Origin of the sequence: uncultured Microbacterium sp. (assembly GCF_945952435.1) — a bacterium.
In the GTDB taxonomy this organism is placed as follows: domain Bacteria; phylum Actinomycetota; class Actinomycetes; order Actinomycetales; family Microbacteriaceae; genus Microbacterium.
The window spans coordinates 25,928-43,744 of the sequence record NZ_CAMFHZ010000019.1 but is presented as its reverse complement, the minus strand read 5'-3'; the positions used below and the strand labels follow the sequence as shown (position 1 = coordinate 43,744).

18 protein-coding genes are annotated in these 17,817 nt (G+C 70.0%); 5 read left to right on the top strand and 13 right to left on the bottom strand.

Going from position 1 to position 17,817, the window contains the following annotated elements; all coding sequences use genetic code 11:
- Position 1 precedes the first annotated feature (1 nt).
- The 5 genes from Q0P88_RS11005 to Q0P88_RS10985 form a co-directional block, all read right to left on the bottom strand.
- Positions 2 to 559: a hypothetical protein gene (locus tag Q0P88_RS11005; RefSeq protein WP_295014057.1), complete on the bottom strand. Its 558-nt coding sequence runs from the start codon at positions 557 to 559 to the stop codon at positions 2 to 4.
- Between the two features lie 95 nt (positions 560 to 654).
- A complete protein-coding gene (locus tag Q0P88_RS11000) occupies positions 655 to 1,632 on the bottom strand; it encodes an SRPBCC family protein (RefSeq protein ID WP_295014055.1) in 978 nt (325 codons plus the stop codon).
- Positions 1,633 to 1,681: 49 nt separating this feature from the next.
- Positions 1,682 to 2,047, bottom strand: a complete 366-nt coding sequence (locus Q0P88_RS10995; protein WP_295014053.1) for a helix-turn-helix transcriptional regulator — start codon at positions 2,045 to 2,047, stop codon at positions 1,682 to 1,684.
- A 91-nt stretch (positions 2,048 to 2,138) separates the two neighbouring features.
- Positions 2,139 to 4,220: an AarF/ABC1/UbiB kinase family protein gene (locus Q0P88_RS10990; protein WP_295014051.1), complete on the bottom strand. Its 2,082-nt coding sequence runs from the start codon at positions 4,218 to 4,220 to the stop codon at positions 2,139 to 2,141.
- Positions 4,220 to 4,810, bottom strand: coding sequence for a PadR family transcriptional regulator (locus tag Q0P88_RS10985; RefSeq protein WP_295014050.1), 591 nt, complete (start codon positions 4,808 to 4,810; stop codon positions 4,220 to 4,222). Before Q0P88_RS10985 ends, Q0P88_RS10990 begins: the two co-directional genes overlap by 1 nt.
- A 373-nt stretch (positions 4,811 to 5,183) precedes the next feature.
- On the opposite strand from Q0P88_RS10985, the gene Q0P88_RS10980 reads away from it, so the two are divergent.
- A complete protein-coding gene (locus Q0P88_RS10980; protein WP_295014049.1) occupies positions 5,184 to 5,924 on the top strand; it encodes a ribonuclease H in 741 nt (246 codons plus the stop codon).
- 151 nt (positions 5,925 to 6,075) lie between these two features.
- Here Q0P88_RS10980 and Q0P88_RS10975 read toward each other — a convergent pair whose 3' ends face one another.
- On the bottom strand, positions 6,076 to 6,291 hold the full coding sequence (locus Q0P88_RS10975) for a hypothetical protein (RefSeq protein ID WP_295014048.1): 216 nt from the start codon (positions 6,289 to 6,291) through the stop codon (positions 6,076 to 6,078).
- Between the two features lie 85 nt (positions 6,292 to 6,376).
- Here Q0P88_RS10975 and Q0P88_RS10970 point away from each other — a divergent pair, with 85 nt between their 5' ends.
- Entirely contained in the window at positions 6,377 to 7,354 is a 978-nt protein-coding gene (locus Q0P88_RS10970; protein WP_295014047.1) for a helix-turn-helix domain-containing protein, read from the top strand.
- A 186-nt stretch (positions 7,355 to 7,540) separates the two neighbouring features.
- Here the strand turns inward: Q0P88_RS10970 and panB are convergent, their stop codons facing one another.
- The 4 genes from panB to Q0P88_RS10950 are packed head-to-tail and all read right to left on the bottom strand — an operon-like array spanning position 7,541 to position 10,510.
- Entirely contained in the window at positions 7,541 to 8,410 is an 870-nt protein-coding gene (panB, locus tag Q0P88_RS10965) for a 3-methyl-2-oxobutanoate hydroxymethyltransferase (RefSeq protein ID WP_295014046.1), read from the bottom strand.
- Positions 8,407 to 8,799 (bottom strand): aspartate 1-decarboxylase, encoded by a 393-nt coding sequence (panD, locus tag Q0P88_RS10960; protein ID WP_295014044.1) that lies wholly within the window; start codon positions 8,797 to 8,799, stop codon positions 8,407 to 8,409. The genes panB and panD overlap by 4 nt, the downstream gene beginning before the upstream one ends.
- On the bottom strand, positions 8,799 to 9,650 hold the full coding sequence (gene panC / locus Q0P88_RS10955) for a pantoate--beta-alanine ligase (protein WP_295014042.1): 852 nt from the start codon (positions 9,648 to 9,650) through the stop codon (positions 8,799 to 8,801). Before panC ends, panD begins: the two co-directional genes overlap by 1 nt.
- Entirely contained in the window at positions 9,647 to 10,510 is an 864-nt protein-coding gene (locus tag Q0P88_RS10950) for a Rossmann-like and DUF2520 domain-containing protein (RefSeq protein WP_295014040.1), read from the bottom strand. Before Q0P88_RS10950 ends, panC begins: the two co-directional genes overlap by 4 nt.
- Before the next feature lie 340 nt (positions 10,511 to 10,850).
- On the opposite strand from Q0P88_RS10950, the gene Q0P88_RS10945 reads away from it, so the two are divergent.
- The gene (locus tag Q0P88_RS10945; RefSeq protein WP_295014038.1) at positions 10,851 to 11,954 is read left to right on the top strand and encodes a nuclease-related domain-containing protein; all 1,104 of its coding nucleotides are present in this window, start codon (positions 10,851 to 10,853) and stop codon (positions 11,952 to 11,954) included.
- A 37-nt stretch (positions 11,955 to 11,991) separates the two neighbouring features.
- On the opposite strand, the gene Q0P88_RS10940 is transcribed toward Q0P88_RS10945, so the two are convergent.
- The 3 genes from Q0P88_RS10940 to Q0P88_RS10930 form a co-directional block, all read right to left on the bottom strand.
- On the bottom strand, positions 11,992 to 12,564 hold the full coding sequence (locus Q0P88_RS10940; protein WP_295014036.1) for a hypothetical protein: 573 nt from the start codon (positions 12,562 to 12,564) through the stop codon (positions 11,992 to 11,994).
- 308 nt (positions 12,565 to 12,872) lie between these two features.
- Positions 12,873 to 13,454, bottom strand: a complete 582-nt coding sequence (locus Q0P88_RS10935; RefSeq protein ID WP_295014034.1) for a hypothetical protein — start codon at positions 13,452 to 13,454, stop codon at positions 12,873 to 12,875.
- Between the two features lie 103 nt (positions 13,455 to 13,557).
- A complete protein-coding gene (locus Q0P88_RS10930) occupies positions 13,558 to 15,159 on the bottom strand; it encodes an APC family permease (RefSeq protein ID WP_295014032.1) in 1,602 nt (533 codons plus the stop codon).
- Between the two features lie 184 nt (positions 15,160 to 15,343).
- Here Q0P88_RS10930 and purL point away from each other — a divergent pair, with 184 nt between their 5' ends.
- Positions 15,344 to 17,671 (top strand): phosphoribosylformylglycinamidine synthase subunit PurL, encoded by a 2,328-nt coding sequence (gene purL, locus Q0P88_RS10925; protein WP_295014031.1) that lies wholly within the window; start codon positions 15,344 to 15,346, stop codon positions 17,669 to 17,671.
- A complete protein-coding gene (locus Q0P88_RS10920) occupies positions 17,668 to 17,814 on the top strand; it encodes a hypothetical protein (protein WP_295014029.1) in 147 nt (48 codons plus the stop codon). Before purL ends, Q0P88_RS10920 begins: the two co-directional genes overlap by 4 nt.
- Positions 17,815 to 17,817 lie beyond the last annotated feature (3 nt).

Genomic DNA, 17,817 nt, shown 5'->3' with positions numbered 1-17,817 from the left:
GTCAGCCGTTCCCGATCAGCCCGAGCGCCTCCCCGCGCAGGGGCCAGCGCCCCTTCTGCCGGCGGAACTCGATCGCCATGAGAAGCGGCGTCATGTCGTAGAGGCGCAGGTTGAGGCGCAGCAGGGGTCCCGAGGACGCGCGGACGGTGAGGACGAGCTGCATCCCCGACGGCTTGATCACGTAGTCGGTGATGTCGGCGTAGGCGATCACCGCTTCGCGTCCGAGCACGGTGCGGAAGGCGACCTCGTCGGCGCGCGGCGCGACGTAGAAGTTGCGATACATGACGAGGAACGCGATCCCGCCCACGGCGATCGCGACGGACGCGATCCGCATGGGCAGCAGCACGCCGTCGTGATCGTCCGCCGTGAAGGAGGAGAGACCGAGCAGCAGCCCGGCCGCGAGCAGCGTCCATCCGGCGATCGGAACGAGCAGCGGCATGCGCTGGCGCTCCGGTCGTTGCCGGGACCGGTTCGGGCGGCGGCGCAGCCGCGAGACGGCCGCGGCGACGAGGATCAGCACGGCCAGGACGAGGAGCACCTTCATCACGACACCGGACACACTCCGACCGTACCAACGGCTGGCGACGCCGCGACCGCGACCGCGAACGAGGCGGCACCTCCGGGGCATCCCGCGGAGGTGCCGCCTCGCGTGCCTCAGACGAGGACGACGGACTCCATCCGCGCGTAGGACGCCTCCATGCCGTCGACCATGCCGGTCGCGAGGATCGTGTCGCGCGTCTCCTGGTCGGGGTACTCGACGAGGAGCGTGACGAGGGTCGCGCCGTCCTCCTCGTAGAGGTTGAGGTCGTTGAGCGTGGTCGGCCCCTCGGTTCCCTGCATGCGCTCGGTCGTGACCGCGCGGCGCGGGGCGTCGATGAGGATCACCTCCCCCTCGAAACCGAACGGCTGCCCCTCGGTGTCGCCCACGGGAGCCCAGGAGGTGCGGTAGGTCTCGCCCACGACGGTCGAGTCCGTGTTCTCGGTCATGACCCAGCCGTCCGGGCCGGTCATCCACTGCTTCACGAGCTCGGGATCGTGGTGCGCGCGCCACACGAGTTCGCGCGGGCCGTCGATGAGCCGGGTGATCCGCACGTGCGTGTCGTCGAGCAGTTCGAGCCGGGTGCCCTTGCCCTGCGCGTAGTCGCGCAGATCCTGCAAAACGACGTCGAGCTGGCTCATCGCCATCTTCGTGCCCTCGATGACGCCCATCGACACGACCTGCTCGAGCGCCTCGACCGAGTCGAAGTGGCTCGTGCCGGTCATGCGCGTGCCCTCGGCGGTGGGGGTCAGCGCGATGGTCATGCGCATCGCGGAGAACCCGTCGATGGGCTCGCCGGCGTCATCGACGAACGAGTCGAGCACCTCGAACACCGTCGGCTCCTCGATCCGCGTGAACTCCCACCGACCCGAGGAGCGCTCGCCGCGCGGCCCCGTGAGGTGGTACTGCGCGATGCCGCCGACGGTGTGGTCGAAGGCGGTGAACGTCGCCGGCCATCCGGGAGGGCCCCAGAACCGCTCCAACTGCCGCGGATCGGCGTAGGCATCCCACACGCGCTCCACGGGTGCGGCGAAGTCGGCGATGATCGTGAGGGTCAGGTTGTCGGGGTCGGTGATCACATCGGTGACGGGCATGTCACGCTCCTTCTGTTTCGGTGATGCTGTTTGTGTCAGGCGGGTTCGGTCAGGCGCCGTGCGGATCGCTCGTCGGGGCCGGATCCTCGGCGAGCAGATCGTCGAGGCGGGCGATGCGGCTTCGCCAGAGCTCCTCGTAACGGGAGAGGAGCAGGCGTGCGCGGGCGATCATCTCCGGATTCGCGCGGACGAGCCGCTCGCGTCCCTCGGCGCGCTTGATGATGAGCTCGGCCGCCTCGAGGACGGCGACGTGCTTCTGCACGGCCGCGAACGACATGTCGTAGTCGCGCGCGAGGTCGGAGACGGACTGCTCGCGGTCGATCGTGCGGCGCAGGATGTCGCGCCGCGTGCTCGCCGCCAGGGCCTGGAACACACGGTCGATCTGCTCATCGCTCACTTCATTTCGTACAACCATTTGGTTGTACGTTAAACGGGCCGGTCAGCGATGTCAAAGGATCCTTTAGTCGGATCCGCCTTCGCCGCGATCGACGCCCGCGATCCTCGTGTCAGCGCGGCCGGCGTCCCCGGAACATCCCGGCGAACACGGCGTGGAGCAGCGGCAGCGCGGAGACGCTCATGAGGACCACGCCCAGCGGGGGCGCCGGCGTCAGCACGAGCGCACCGCCGATGAGCAGCGCCGCGAACATCAGCGCCGAGACCCCGCGGCGCACCAGGGCGTCGATGTGGTCGAGGCGCCTCTCCAGCCGCGACGTGTCGATCGTGAGCGTGCCCTGCTCGAGGCCCGTGAGCGCAGCGTCGACGCGTTTCGGCAGCCGCGCGACGATCCCCATCGTCGACATCGCCTGCCGGGCCAGGTCCTGCAGCATGGTGCCGCTCTCGTCGCGCAGCAGCCGCGTCGCATAGGGCTCGACCGACTCCCAGATGTTGAACCGCGGATCCAACCCGCTGCACATCCCGGACGTCAGCGAGACGGCGCGGATCAGCAGCAGCAGACCCTCCGGGAGCTGCACCGGCAACCCGCGGACCATGTCACCGAACTCGTTCGCGAAGTCCTGGAACTCCCGCGGATCCACGTCGCGCAGCTCCGCGAAACCCATCCCGCCGAAGCGGGCGAAGAGGGCGGTCAACGCGCGCTCCAGCTCGCGGGTGTCCGCCGAGGGCAGGAGCACGCCGATCTCCTGCGCCGCGTCCACGAGACCCTTCCCGTCCCGCGCGGCGACCGCGATGAACAGGGTGCGCAGGCCCTGACGGATCCCGTCCGGTACCTCGGCCATCATGCCGAAGTCGATGAAGGTGAGGCGCCAGGGAGGCGTTCGATCGTCGACGGGTCCCTCTGCCGGTGTCACGAAGATGTTCCCCGGATGCGGATCCGCGTGCACGAAGCCGTACGTGAACACCTGGTCGAACATGACCTCCGCGAACACCCGGGCCACCTCTGCGGGGTCGATTCCGGCCGCTCGCAGCGCGTCGACGTCGTTGATCTTGATGGCCGTGACGTCGGAGAGCGTGAGCACCCGACGCGTGGTCCGCTCCCAGGCGACGAGCGGCGCATCGACCCGCGGATCGTCGGCGAAGTCCTCTCGGAACCGCTCCGCCGCCGCGCCCTCGTGCAGGTAGTCGATCTCCTCCAGGCTCGTCTGCGCGAACTCCTCGACGAGCGCCGGAGCGTCCACGCGGTCGGCCACGAAGCGGATCCGGCGGAGCCACCCGCTCACCCGCCGGAGCGCGGCAAGGTCGGTCGCGACGACCCGATCGATCCCGGGTCGCTGGACCTTGACGACGACGTCGGCGAAGCCCGCCTCGGCCGCATCGGTCGGGGCGAGCCGGGCTCGGTGGGCCTGGCCCAGCGAGGCCGCGGCGAGCGGGGTCTCGTCGAAGAAGGCGAAGGCCCGGCCGAGCGGCACGCCCAGTTCGGCCTCCGCGAGCGCGCGGATGGCGGGGAACGGGACGGCCGGGACCTCGTCCTGCAGGCCCTCGAGCTCCTTCGTGATCTCCGGGGGCAGCACGTCGAGGCGCGAGGACAGGAACTGGCCGACCTTGATCATGAGCCCACCCAGCTCGACCGCGAGGACGTGGAACCGTTGGGCGAGCCGGCGCATCCGCTGCTCGCGGCCGCGCTCCGCGACGCCGACGAGGCCGATCCGCGGGAGTGCGATCTCGAACCACCACACCTGGAACAGCGCACGCCCCGCGAACCCGAGGATTCTGCGATAGCGCGCCTTCAGCGTGCGGTCGGCGGCCGGATCCCCCACCCCGACCGCGCGCGGCCCTGGCTCCGGGAGCACTTTTGCCGACGCCGGTCTGCCGTCGACGTCACGTCCCGGCGACGGCGCGGACGCTCGATCCGGCTCGGCGGAGGAACCGCGACCGTCCCCGGGTGCGGCGGCTTGAGCCGGCGCAGGGCCGCCTCCGGGTAGTCGATGCGGCTCGCCGTCGCGATCGGGATCCGCCGTCTCGGGCGAGCCCGGACCTGTCCTGCGATCCTGCACGCCGGGGGCGTCGTCGATCTGCTGCGTGCGCGCAGCCGCGTCCTGCTCCGCGCGGGCGGCCTCTTCGGGCGCACCAGGTTGCCGAGGCGCCGGCACACCACTCAGGAACCACTCCGCATCGCTCTCCCCGTCCGGCATCAGTCGGCGAGGATCGCGTACAGCTTGCGCCGGGCCTCGTCGAGGACCGCGATCGCCTGCTCCACCTGCTCCGGCGTCCCCGTCCGGGCGACCTGCGCGGCGGCGCCGGCCAGATCCATGCCCGCCTTGGGGAGTGCGCCGAACTGCGCAGCCCCGGCACGAGCGCCCGGCGCCTCCCACGGCGCAGGGTTCTCGGACGCCTCGTCGGCGACGGCGCGTCCCGCTTCGGTGAGCGAGTACGTCTTGCGGCCGCCCTGCTCCGAGGCCTCGATGAGGCCCTCGTCGGCGAGCAGCTGCAGGGTGGGGTAGACGGATCCCGCGCTGGGCTTCCAGGCCCCGCCGCTGCGCTCGGAGATCTCCTGGATGATCTGATACCCGTGCATCGGAGCTTCGGCGAGCAGTGTCAGGACGGCTGTGCGCACGTCCCCGCGCCCCATGCGCCCGCCGGATCCCGCCCTCTGTTCGAAGGAGGCGCGCAACTGCTCCATCGCTTCCCAGATGCCCCCGCCCGGACCACCGGGGCGCCCGCCGAACCCGCGTCCGCCGAAGCCCGGGCCGCCGAAGCCCCGGGGTGCGTATGTGCCGTTCATGATGACCTCCTCGTTGGTCCGCCCTGGTTCTGAGCGATGCTCAACGATATGTCGTTATGTATCGGAAGGGAAGGCCTCGCGCGACCCTCTCCGCAGATTCATCACCACCCGCGACGACCTTGCAGGTTCGTTCGCACCCCGGCGCGCGGCCTACACGGGCCGCCACCCGGCCGCCTCGCGCGACGGAGTTCCAGCCTGTACCGTCCGAATGCAGGAGATTTCGTCGTCTAACCCCGTACGTCGCCGCGCCGTGCCACTTTCTCCTGCAAACGGCACGCCGAGCGCCGCGTCCCGGGAGCTGGGCGCCCGGATCCCGGAAAGGATGGGTAGCGCCACGCCCGGGCATCGGTCCGTCGCACCGTACGTTAGAGGAATGACGATCACCGCCGCGGCCGACGGATCCGCCCTGGGCAACCCCGGCCCCAACGGCTGGGCCTGGTACATCGACGAGCAGAACTGGGCCGCCGGGGGATCCCCGCACGGCACGAACAACCAGGGCGAGCTGCAGGCGGTGCTCGAGCTGCTCCGCGCAACGGCGAGCACGGCGGACGAGAAGCTCGTGATCGAGTGCGACAGTCGGTACGTGATCGACTCCGTGACGAAGTGGATGCCCGGCTGGAAGCGCAAGGGGTGGCGCAAGTCGGACGGCGGACCGGTGCTGAACCGCGAGTTGCTCGAGGGGATCGACCAGTCCCTGGTCGGCCGCGACGTGTCGTTCACCTGGGTGAAGGGCCACGCCGGGCACCCCCTCAACGAGGCCGCGGACGTGCGGGCGAACGCGGCCGCGACCGCGTATCAGCGCAGACAGGATCCGGACCGCGGCCCCGGCTACACGCGTGCGTCGCAGGCGACCGGATCGGCGCCCGCGATCCCTCCCGCCGCGACGAACCGGGCCGGAGCAGAGCGGCCCTCCGCAGCGGGGGCATCCCGTACCGCCACGGCGCCCGCGCTGTGGGCGGAAGCATCCGATCTCCTCGACGGACTCGATCTGCCGGCCGCCGCAGCACCGATCACGCTCACGGTGGCCTTGACGGGCGATGAGCACGCGCGCCTCCGCGACCGCGCCGACGCCCAGGGTGTTGCGCTGGAAGAGGCTCTCCGCCGGCTCATCTGACGCGCTGCCGACAGCGATCCGCCTCGGGACGCTGCCGTGTCGAACGGGTCGACCCGCGCGCCCACCCCTGCACCGGCCACGCCCCGCCGAGGCGTCACGGCGCCGCACGAGGAAGGGTGTCATCGGCGGACTTGTGCGGATCGAGGCCGGGTCACCACTCGCTGCGGTCTCGCGCGGCCTGCAGGTCGCGGTAGCCCCTCTCGATGTCGCGGTCCACGCGGCCGCCGCGCTGCAGGATCTCACGCGGGAACCAGCGCCAGAGCGCGAAGCGCGCGGTCGACACATGCGGCTGCCCCGTCGCGCGCGGGATCGCGCGGTCGATGGTGCGGACGGCTCGGACGGAGCGGGGTGCAGTGATCTCAGTCATGTCTCTGACGTTACGAACATAAGGATCCGGCCACGATATGGCCGACGGTCTATCTTCATAAAGATCCAGCCAGTACAGTGTCGGCATGATCCGTTCGATCGCCGTTCCGATCGTCGACGGCGTCGCCGCCTTCGAGTTCGGCCTGCTCAGCGAGGTCTTCGGCCTCGACCGCAGCACGTACTCCGACGTCCCCGCCTTCGACTTCCGCGTGTGCGGCCAGGAGGCGGGGCGGCCTGTGGCGAGCCCGATCGGGGTGCAGATCACGCCCCCGTACGGCTTTGAGGCGATGGACGACGCCGACGTCATCGCGATCCCCGCGCTGAGCCTACGACCCGACTCCGAGTACCCTCCCGCACTCGTCGACGCCGTGCGACGGGGTGCGGAGCGCGGCGCGATCCTGCTCGCCGTCTGCTCCGGAGTGTTCGTGCTGGGCGCTGCGGGGCTGCTCGACGGTCGTCGATGCACGACGCACTGGCGTTACGCCGCGGAGCTGCAGCGACGCCATCCGCAGGCGCGCGTGGATCCGGACGTGCTCTTCGTCGACGACGGCGCGCTCATCACGAGTGCGGGCACCGCGGCGGGCATCGACGCGAGCCTCCACCTGGTCCGGCGTGAACTCGGCAGTGCCGTGGCGAACGTGATCGCCCGGAACATGGTGGTTCCTCCTCAGCGCGACGGCGGCCAGCGGCAGTACATCGATCGCCCCGTGCCCGACGCGGAGGGGGACGTGCTGGCGACGGTGATCCAGCACTTGAACGACCACCTCGCCGAGCCGCACTCCGTCGCCTCGCTCGCCCAGTACGCGCACATGTCGACGCGGACGTTCGCCCGCCGGTTCGTGGCCGAGACGGGCGTGACCCCGATGCAATGGCTCACCGCTCAGCGCGTGCTGCACGCACGGCTCCTGCTGGAGACGACGGACGCGTCGATCGACGAGATCGCGGCATCGAGCGGGTTCGGATCCGCGACGCTCTTCCGCCATCACTTCGCCCGCGAGGTCGGTATCGCGCCGAGCGCGTACCGCCGGTCCTTCGCCTGCACCGACGTTCCCGTCCCCGCCTGAGGCGCGATCCACGCGCCCGTGCACCGGTCAGCGGGGATCCTCCTCCGCGCTCAGTCGAGCGGCGCGAGGACAGCGACGCCGAAGCGATCGCGCCCCGCACGTGCCGCCGGCCCTCTCCTGCGCCGACGACCCGCCGCCGCGTGAGGGCGGGCCCGCTCGATGGGCCGACGGGGTGCCGCAGACGCGTCAGCGTCCTGCGAGCAGGTCGTCGAGCCGCGACGCCTCTCCGGGGGCCATCCCGTACCCGTGCTCGGCCGCCGGATACGCCCCCGATCGCACCTCCGCCGCGTAGGCCGAGATCCCGGCGACGGCTTCCGCGCGCAGCGATGCGTACCGTTTCACGAACTTCGGCGCGGGACCGTCGTAGATCCCGAGCAGATCGTGGAACACGAGCACCTGCCCGTCGACCGCGGCGCCCGCGCCGATCCCGATCACGGGGATCTCGAGCAGCGGCGTGAGCGCGGCCGCCACCTCGCCCGGCACCGCTTCGACGACGAGCACCGAGCATCCGGCGTCCTGCAGCGCCAGAGCGCTGTCGATCACCGCGAGCGCCGCCTCGGCCGTGCGGCCCTGCGCCCGGTAGCCGCCGAGGGAGGTCGCCGTCTGCGGCGTCAGTCCGACGTGGCCGACGACGGGGATGCCGGCCGCGACGAGCGCGCGGGCACGGTCCACCGTCGTGCCGCCGCGCTCGATCTTGACGAGGTCGCAGCCCGTCTCCTTCAGAAAACGCTGCGCGGTCGCGATCGCCTGCTCGTCGGAGGCCTCGTAGGATCCGAACGGCAGATCGGCCACCAGCAGAGGCCCGTGCAGACCCCGGCGCACCGCGCGCGTGAGCATGAGCATCTCGTCGACGGAGACCGGCACGGTGCTGTCGTAGCCGAGCACGGTCATCGCGGCGGAGTCGCCGACGAGCACCATGTCGACGCCCGCCTCTTCAGCGATCTGCGCCCCGGGATGGTCGTAGGCGGTGACCATGACGATCGGCTCGCCCGCCGCCTTCTTCGCCGCAAGGTCGCCGAGGGTCCGTCGGCGACCGGGTGCCGCGTGCACGCTCACGCGACGGCCTCCGTGAGCAGCAGATCCACGGCCGTGTCGACCTGGAGGATGCGGTTGCCTCGATCGACGTGCACGACGGTCGGAGCGTAGTCGTCCAGATCCGCGGGGGCGTAGGCGGCATAGGAGATGACGATGACGGTGTCGCCCTGATGCACGAGCCGCGCCGCCGCGCCGTTGACCTGCACCGTTCCCGTGCCGCGTTCGCCCGCGATCGTGTAGGTCTCGAAGCGCGACCCGTTGTCGACGTCGACGACGTGCACCTGCTCGTGCGGCAGGATGTCGGCGGCCTCGAGCAGATCGGGATCGATCGTGATCGACCCGACGTAGTGCAGGTCGGATCCGGTGACGGTCGCGCGATGGATCTTCGACTTGAGCATGGTGCGCTGCATCAGTGGTTCGCTTTCAGGAGGCGGTTGTCGATCAGGCGTGCGTCGCCGACCCGGGCGGCGACGGCGAGCAGGCCGTCGCGGTCGAGCCGGTCCATCGCCTGCAGGTCATGCGCGTCGCGCAGTTCGAGGTACTCGGGGCGGATGCCGGAAGCGGCGAGCACCTCGCGAGCGGCGGCCTCGATGACCACGGCGTCGCGTTCTCCCGCCGCCGCTCGCGCGGCGGCCGTCTCGAGCGCCCGGTTCAGCGCCGTGGCCCGCTGTCGGGCCGCGCCGTCGAGGTACACGTTGCGCGAGCTCATCGCCAGACCGTCCGCCTCGCGCACCGTCGGCACGGCCTCGATCCGGACGTCAAGGTCGAGGTCGCGCACGAGTCGCCGCACGACGAGCACCTGCTGCGCGTCCTTCTGCCCGAAATAGGCCACGTCGGGGGCGACGATCCCGAACAACTTGGCGACGATCGTGGCGACGCCGTCGAAGTGACGGGCACCGCGCTGCGCGCCGTCGAGCACGTCGGTGAGGCCGGAGACATGGATCGTCGTCGCGAAGCCGTCCGGGTACATCTCGGAGGGCTCCGGTGCAAACAGGATGTCGACGCCCTCGCGCTCCGCCAGCACGGCATCCCGGGCCTCATCGCGCGGATAGCGGCTGAGATCCTCGTTCGGGCCGAACTGCGTGGGGTTCACGAACAGCGAGACGACGACGAGACCGTTGTCCCTCCTCGCCGCGCGCATGAGGGCGAGGTGCCCCTCGTGGAAGGCGCCCATGGTCGGCACGAGGCCGACCCTCCTGTCCTGGCGCCGCGCGTCGCGGACCGCCTCGCGGACCTCGGCGATCGTCCGGATGATCCTCATGCGCGACTCTCCTCGGTGACGGTGACCACCCCTGGGGGTGTGGAGGAGTCGCGGCGGCCGATGCTTCGGTCGGCCCCTCCCCGGGGCGTCGAGCGCGCGCCGGCGCCGTCGAGCGCGCGCCTGGCGATCGTGCGGGTCTGCGCGGTCAGCGCGTCGACGACTGCGAGCAGTTCCGGGGCGCCGTCGGCGATGGCCGCCCTCTGCCGGGCGACGGTTCCCTCGTCTCCGCGGACGATCGGCCCGGTGAGAGCCGCCGCCGCTCCGCGCTCGGCCCAGTTCTCGACCGTCTGGCGCACAAGAGGCGCGAGAACCGCTCGTGCCTGCGTGGACGGGATCCCCGCGGCTCCGGCCGCCCGCTCGGCCGCATCGAGCACGGCGAGCAGCAGGTTCGAGGCGATCGACGCGGACGCGTGGTACCCCGCGCGGTGCGCATCGTCGACGGGGAACGGATCTGCACCGAGCGCGTCGGCCAGGTATCGCGCGGTGTCGAGCGCTTCCGGCGTGCGCCCGTCGACCGCCGCTCCGATACCGCGGAAGACGCCCGGCTCCTCGGATCCGGTGAAGGTCTGCAGCGGGTGGATGCTGAAGTCTGCCTCGTCGAGCCCGGTCGCGCCCGACGTGTGACCGACGAGCCCTGCATGCGGGCGAGTCGCGTCCGCCGCGTCGCGGATCGCCGCATCGGGCACGCACAGGATCGCGACGTCGACGGCCGGGATCGGGTCGTCCCGGCGGAGCGGCCCGATCACGGTGAACCCGGCCTCGCGCAGTGCCCGCGCGAACACGCCGCCGAGGCGTCCGGCACCGACGACGGCGATGCGGCGGTCGGGCGCGGCGGGCAGGAAGGGGGAGGTCTCGGTCATTGTTGGACGCCGGGCGGGATCGACGTCCGGGACGGGTCGAGTATCCGCCCGCGACGGGATCCCCGCCAAATCGGAGATCATTTCGTGAAGCAATAACGGCCAGATAATTGGCACAATGAATGAGAAAACGAGACTTGACCTGTAGTATCGATCTCCGAGACTGGACCGGAGTTCCGGTCGACCCGCTTCTCCCTGGAGTGATCGGGATGTGTGCCGCGAGCGTCGCGCGGCGACCCCCGTCGGCGCAGTCGCGGACATCCGGATGGGAACCATGTCCCGGGTCGGCGCCACGCGCACACGACGCGCCGGGAAACTCGGCAGACGCTGATTGGCTGGACGGATGGAGATCCCCACTCTGGTTCTGCTGGCCGTCGTCGCGGTGCTGGTCATCGCGTTCGCACTCACGGTGTGGGGTCTGATCCGCCGCAATCGACGAGTCGCGGATGAACTGCAGCGCCGCTATGCCGACGAGGAGAGCTCGCTCGTCGAGCGCCAGGCCAGTGCGACGCGCGAACTACAGAGCGCGCACGACGAGACGCTGGCCGGGCTGACCGCCCGCCACGACACGGAGACGAAGGAGCGCCTCGACGCTCATGCGGAGCAGGTGCGCACGCTCACCGCCGAACGCGACGCCGCCGTCGCCAACGAGGAGGGATCGCGGCTGCTCGCCGGCCGCGGTCTGCGCTGGGAGCTCGCGTCTCGCGAGGTGCTCGTCGATGCCTGCGAGGCGGCCGGGCTCGACGCGATCGTCGCGACCAACATCGTGTTCTCCCCTCAGGACGACGGATCCCTCGCCCCGTACTGCGCTCAGCTCGATCACCTCGTGATCACCGAGAAGGCCGTCGTGCTGGTCGACAGCAAGAACTGGAAGGGGCTCATCCTCGACGGGAAGAAGCCGTCGTCCCTCGCGGGGGCGCTCGGGGTGCTGTTCGACGAGAGCGCCCTGCCGACCTCGTTCGCGATCTCGGTGACACCGGACGGCACCGAGCGTCTCGACGTGCGCACCCATCTGGGATCCGATTCCCCCGCCTCGCAGGTGCGGCGGCAGGCGCGTCGCTTCCATCGGCACCTGCTCGCACAGCACGGCTCCGCGCCCTACGTGCAGACCTGCGTGTTCTACTCGCACCCCGACGCGCGCCTCTGGACGAGTGGCCTCGATGAGACGACGCGCGCGCAGCCGACCCGCATCGCGTCTGTCCGCACGATCCAGAAAGCCCTGATCGACTCCCAGACCGGCGGCCCCGCGGGCCCCTCGTCGCACCAGCTCACCCAGCTCGTCGCGACGGTGCGCGAACTCGGCGCCGACTTGCACGGCACGGGGCGCTTCGCCTCGGAGTTCCAGAGCTCTGTGCCGCTGACCTTCCGGATGCCGGCACACGGCGCGCTCTCGACCCCGGCTTCGGACGGACCGAGGATCCGGGCATCGCGAGGCGCTCGAATCTGATCCCTGGGGCGTCCCGGCGGGCGGAGACCGAGCGCCCTCAGCACCCCGGCGCCGGAGACCGTTCGGTGCAGGTGGCCTGGACGAGCGCCGTGTACGCCTTGACTACGCGGATCTCTCGACTCGCGGGGGGACCGGTCAGGGTGCCGTTGATCGGAACCCAGCCGGCGCCGAGGTCGATCTCTGCGGAGTAGGTGACTGTGGCGGTCACCGTGAAAGTGCCGGGCTCTGTGAAGACGTGGCTCGTGTCGGTGGGGGTGAATTGGGGCTGTCCACTTGCGTCCCAGGCCGCGCCCGGAGTGGTGCTCGTGCGCCGCTCGCCGTCGCCGTAGTCGAACGCGTAGCTCACCGGCGTGAATCGAATGGTCAGGGGCCGGCCGAGGATCGCGCCGGGGAGGGTCTCCGTCGCGGCGCTGCTAAGGAAGTTCGCGGGAAGACCGACGACCGCGACGTTGTCCGGTTCGCCGACGACCGTCGCCGTCGCGGGGACGAAGCGGGCCAGGTCGGAGATCGTGGCGCTCCAGCCGGGCGTCGCCGGAGAGGGTTGGCCGACGACCACACCGATGGGTCTGAGCGAGCGGCAGTATGCGCTGGGCGGACCCGGAGTCGCCAAGCAGACCTCCTGCGGGGATGGCGTCGGGGTGGCATCGTCGGAGGACGCACCCGGATCGCCGGAACCGCCAAAACCACTGCCGTCAGAGCCATTCGTATCGGAATTCCCCGTGCCCCCGTCCCCGTTGGTCCTGGTGTCACCGATTCCAACCCCGGTTCCGTCCGAGCGGCATTCGCCAGACCTAATCTCTGCGATCGAACACGATGCGCCAGCTCGCACCTGAATCGCGGCGCCTAGTGAATTTGGCGCGTGCCAACCAAGAATGACTGCCGCAACGGCAATCCCAACGAGTGATGCGCCAGTTGATCTCATGAACATGGCTCGTTGCTGGCGCTCATGCCGACGATCTTGAACGCGGCAGACACCAATGTCATTGACACTGCAACAGCCACGACCGGCGGACGATCTTGCGGTGTGATGTCATTGCCGTTCGCATCCAGAATCCGCGAAGATGACACATCTAGGCACACGAAGCTCTTCACAGTCGTCGATGCGGAGTCGTATGACTCGGACCTGTATAAAGCGACTTCAGTTGCGCCGACGATCTTTTTACCAGACAACTCTTGATCACGAACGGAGGAAATGTCTTCTTCAAGTGCGCCTCCGGCGAGGTACCGCTGCGGGTCGGAAGCCGGATCGGTCTCATGCGCATTAACGGACTCGATGTAATCCCGATAGACCTGCTCCGCCGCCTTGAACGCATCGGCCTCGCTCGTGAACAACGGTGTCGGAGTCGGCTTCGGGGCTGGTCCGGGAGCGCATCCCGCGAGACCGATCGCGACAACACCGATCGCGACGACGAGGGCCGACGCGATGCCGGCACGGGGCGCCCGCGCGGCGCGCCTGCGGCCACGCGACGGGATGCCGAGAGCACTGCGCCGAGGGTTCATCCCCACACCGTAACGGCACCCGCCCGAGGGCTGAGAAAGTTATCCACAGGCGCCGCGCTCCGCAACCGGCGAGCGCACGACCCGTCCGTAGTGGCGGACTCGATCAGCCGCCGAGTCCGTCGTCGAACACCTGCAGCGCCGAGGTGTCGTTCGTCGCGTCGGCGCGCGCCAGGCGCTGGCCGCGGAAGAAGTCCGGCGACGCCTTCGCCTGCACGAACATCAGGATCACGCCGAGGCCGAGCACGGTCACTCCGATGATGCCGACGAGACCGATCCCGCCGATGCTGCTGCCGGATCCGGCGTTGGGATCCATCGCGTCGATGGTCGTCTTCACGAACACGATGAGCAGCAGGATCCCGCCGATGCCGGGCAGCACGATCTTCATCAGGATCGACCCGAAGCCCTCGCGGAACGCCGACTTGCGGAAGTACCAGGGGCTCGCGAGCGCGGTGACGCCGTAGTAGAAGCAGACCATCATCCCGAGGGCGGTGATCGTGTCCCAGAGGACGTCCTCGCTGATGAAGCGCATCACCGCGTAGAACACGGAGGCGACGATCGAGGAGAGCAGCAGCGCCACGTATGGCGACTTGTACTTCGGGTGCACCTTCTTCAGCGACGGCGACAGCGCCCCGTAGTGCGACATCGCGAGCAGGGTGCGTGCGGGCGAGATCGCCGTCGAGTTGATCGACGCCATCGCGCTGACGAGGATCGCGAGGGAGAGCAGGATCGCCGCCGGCCCCATCACGGGGTGCGCGAGCGCGGCGAACACGTTCTCCACGATGTCGACGTTGCCGAGGCCCGTCGGCCCGTCGCCGAGGCCCGCGAAGGCCACCGTCGCGGTCGCGGTGCCGACGTAGAGGACGACGAGGATCGCGACGAGGATCATCGCCGCCTTGCTCTCGGTCGAGAGGCGTCCCTTCGAGGGCTTGGTCTCCTCGCCCATGGTGAGCACCGTGTCCCAGCCCCAATAGACGAAGATCGACACCGCGATACCCGCGGCGAAGGCGCTGAAACTCGACACCTCGAAGGGGTTGAACCAGCTCAGCTCCGGAAGCTTCGCCTCCTTGTTGGCCGGGTCGGCGGCGCCGATGAACATCGCGACGACGAACCACACCATGACCGCCATCTGGAAGATCACGGTGATGTACTGGAACACCTTGGTCGACGTCATGCCGCGGTAGGAGATGAGCGTGGCGAGCGCCATGAACGCGAGGCACACGGCGATGTTGATGAACTTGTTCGCCGCAAGGTCGGCGATCGACGGATCCCCGACGAGGATGCTGATCGACTGGAACAGGAACTCCACGGCGATTCCGGCGAGGTTCGACAGCACGAGCACGGTCGCCGCGATGAGACCCCAGCCGGCCATCCACCCGATCCACGGGCCGAACGCCCTTGTCGCCCAGGTGAACGACGTGCCGGAGTCGGGCATCGCCGAGTTCAGGGCGCGGTAACCGAGCGCCACGAGCAGCATGGGGATGAAGCCCATGAGGAAGATCGCGGGGGTCTGGTACCCGACCTCGCTCGCCGCCGGTCCGACCGCGGCCGTCAGCGTGTACGCCGGCGCGCACGTCGAGATGCCGATCACGAGTGCGCCGAGCACCCCGACCGTGCCGGTCGGCAGACCCTTCTTGCTGATGCCGGTGACGGAATCCAGCGTCCGCGTCGCCGGATCCGGCGTTCCCTGGTCGTACTTCACACTCATGCGAGTCCTGCTTCCTGCGCTCCGTCGCGCACCCCACGTCGGCACGATGCACGGACGGTGCCGCTCCCCGATTCTATGCGCCGGCTGAATTCGGCGTCACGCGGCCCGGACCCCGGAGCGGATCCGGATCCCCGCCGCCGGTAGACTGGATCCCGCCCCGCCTCGCCTCGTTCCAGGAGCCCGCGTGACCGCCAACGCCACCGCCCCCACGCACGTCCCCGACTCCGTCGCCAACGCCGCGGCGACGCCCGAGAAGGAGCAGCCGTACGCGGCGCTCGGCCTCAAGGACGACGAGTACGCGCGGATCAGGGAGATCCTCGGCCGCCGCCCCACGTCGGGCGAGCTGGCGATGTACTCGGTCATGTGGAGCGAGCACTGCTCCTACAAGTCGAGCAAGAACTACCTGCGCCGGTTCGGGCAGAAGGTCTCCGACGAGATGCGCAAGCGCCTCATGGTCGGCATGGGCCAGAACGCCGGCGTCATCGACGTGGGCGAGGGCTGGGCCGTCACCTTCAAGGCCGAGTCGCACAACCACCCCTCCTTCATCGAGCCGTTCCAGGGCGCCGCGACCGGCGTCGGCGGGATCGTGCGCGACATCATCTCGATGGGCGCGCGCCCGGTCGCCGTGATGGACGCGCTGCGGTTCGGGGCGCTCGACGACCCGGACACCGCTCGCGTCGTGCACGGCGTGACCGCCGGCATCAGCTTCTACGGCAACTGCCTGGGCCTGCCGAACATCGGCGGGGAGACGGTGTTCGACGCCGTCTACCAGGCGAACCCGCTCGTGAACGCGCTCGCGGTGGGCGTGCTGCGTCACGAGGACCTCAAGCTCGCGAACGCCACTGGCGTCGGCAACAAGGTCGTGCTCTTCGGCGCCCGCACCGGCGGCGACGGCATCGGCGGTGCCTCGATCCTCGCCTCCGATTCTTTCGACTCGACTGGCCCGACCAAGCGCCCCGCCGTGCAGGTCGGCGACCCGTTCGCCGAGAAGGTGCTCATCGAGTGCTGCCTGGAGCTCTACCGCGACGAGCTCGTCGAGGCGATCCAGGACCTCGGCGCCGCCGGCATCTCCTGCGCCACCTCCGAGCTGGCCGCGAACGGCAACAGCGGCATGCACGTCTCGCTCGACAACGTGCTGCTGCGCGACCCCACGCTCACGGCCGAGGAGATCCTCATGTCGGAGTCGCAGGAGCGCATGATGGCCATCGTCGCCCCCGAGAAGCTCGACGCGTTCCTCGCCGTCGTGAAGAAGTGGGACGTGGAGACCTCGGTGCTCGGCGAGGTGACCGGCGACGGCCGCCTCGTCATCGACTGGCAGGGCGAGCGGATCGTCGACGTGGATCCGTCCACGGTCGCCGTCGACGGCCCGGTCTACGACCGCCCGGTCGCCTACCCGACCTGGATCGACGCGTTGCAGGCCGACGCGGCCGAGCTGCTCCCCCGCGACAACGACCCGGAGGCTCTGAAGCAGCAGTTCCTGGCGCTGCTGGAGAGCCCGAACCTCGCCGACACCCGCTGGATCACCAACCAGTACGACTACTACGTGCTCGGCAACACGGCGCTGAGCTTCCCGGACGACGCCGGCATGATCCGCGTCGACGAGGAGTCGGGCCTCGGCTTCTCGATCTCGACCGACGCCAACGGCCGGTACAGCCAGCTCGACCCCTACGCGGGAGCGCAGCTCGCCCTCGCGGAGGCGTACCGCAACGTCGCCGTCACCGGCGCCGAGCCCACCGCGATCACCGACTGCCTCAACTTCGGATCCCCGGAGAACCCCGAGGTCATGTGGCAGTTCGGTCAGACCGTCGACGGCCTCGCCGACGGCTGTTTCGAGCTCGGCACCCCGGTCACGGGCGGCAACGTCTCGTTCTACAACCAGACCGGCGACGTCCCGATCCATCCGACCCCGTTGGTCGGCGTGCTCGGCATCATCGACGACGTCTCCCGCCGGATCCCGTCGGGCTGGCAGGACGAGGGCCAGAACATCTACCTGCTCGGCACCACCTCGACCGAGCTTTCCGGATCCGCCTGGGCCGACGTCGTCCACGGCCACCTCGGCGGCCTGCCGCCGCGCGTCGACCTCGCCGGCGAGAAGCGTCTCGCCGGACTCATCGGCGCCGCGCGCGACGAGTGGCTCATCTCCTCGGCGCACGACGTCAGCGAGGGCGGTCTCGGCCAGGCCCTCGCCGAGGGCGTCATGCGCTTCGGCGTCGGCGCCCGCGTGTGGCTGACCGAGCTCATGGAGCGCGACGGCGTGGATGCCGCGACGGCGCTGTTCTCCGAGTCGACGGGCCGCGTGATCGTGACCGTGCCGCGGGAGGACGACGTGAAGTTCCGCGGACTCTGCGAGGGCCGCGGCTACCCGGTGCTGCGCATCGGCGTGACCGACACGGAGCCCGCGCTTGAGATCCAGGACGTGTTCACGATCCCCGTCGCCGAACTGCGCGCCACGTCGCAGGCGACGCTCCCGGCCGCTTTCGGCCCCACCGTCGCGGAGCCGATCGACGCATGAACGCCGACCCCGACGAGACCGAAGACCTCTCGCTCTACAGCGATCGGCGCCAGCGCCGCATCCGGATCACGGCGTGGGTCGTGATCGTGGCCCTGATCCTCGTCGGCGGCGGATCCTCCCTCCTCGCCGTCCTGCTGAACTGAGGT

Bases quoted from the DNA above. Each gene is read 5' to 3' on its own strand.
- Q0P88_RS11000 (WP_295014055.1), bottom strand. From the start codon at position 1,632: ATGCCCGTCACCGATGTGATCACCGACCCCGACAACCTGACCCTCACG.
- Q0P88_RS10995 (WP_295014053.1), bottom strand. From the start codon at position 2,047: ATGGTTGTACGAAATGAAGTGAGCGATGAGCAGATCGACCGTGTGTTC.
- Q0P88_RS10990 (WP_295014051.1), bottom strand. From the start codon at position 4,220: ATGCCGGACGGGGAGAGCGATGCGGAGTGGTTCCTGAGTGGTGTGCCG.
- Q0P88_RS10985 (WP_295014050.1), bottom strand. From the start codon at position 4,810: ATGAACGGCACATACGCACCCCGGGGCTTCGGCGGCCCGGGCTTCGGC.
- Q0P88_RS10980 (WP_295014049.1), top strand. From the start codon at position 5,184: ATGACGATCACCGCCGCGGCCGACGGATCCGCCCTGGGCAACCCCGGC.
- Q0P88_RS10975 (WP_295014048.1), bottom strand. From the start codon at position 6,291: ATGACTGAGATCACTGCACCCCGCTCCGTCCGAGCCGTCCGCACCATC.
- Q0P88_RS10970 (WP_295014047.1), top strand. From the start codon at position 6,377: ATGATCCGTTCGATCGCCGTTCCGATCGTCGACGGCGTCGCCGCCTTC.
- panD (WP_295014044.1), bottom strand. From the start codon at position 8,799: ATGCAGCGCACCATGCTCAAGTCGAAGATCCATCGCGCGACCGTCACC.
- panC (WP_295014042.1), bottom strand. From the start codon at position 9,650: ATGAGGATCATCCGGACGATCGCCGAGGTCCGCGAGGCGGTCCGCGAC.
- Q0P88_RS10950 (WP_295014040.1), bottom strand. From the start codon at position 10,510: ATGACCGAGACCTCCCCCTTCCTGCCCGCCGCGCCCGACCGCCGCATC.
- Q0P88_RS10945 (WP_295014038.1), top strand. From the start codon at position 10,851: ATGGAGATCCCCACTCTGGTTCTGCTGGCCGTCGTCGCGGTGCTGGTC.
- Q0P88_RS10935 (WP_295014034.1), bottom strand. From the start codon at position 13,454: ATGAACCCTCGGCGCAGTGCTCTCGGCATCCCGTCGCGTGGCCGCAGG.
- Q0P88_RS10930 (WP_295014032.1), bottom strand. From the start codon at position 15,159: ATGAGTGTGAAGTACGACCAGGGAACGCCGGATCCGGCGACGCGGACG.
- Q0P88_RS10920 (WP_295014029.1), top strand. From the start codon at position 17,668: ATGAACGCCGACCCCGACGAGACCGAAGACCTCTCGCTCTACAGCGAT.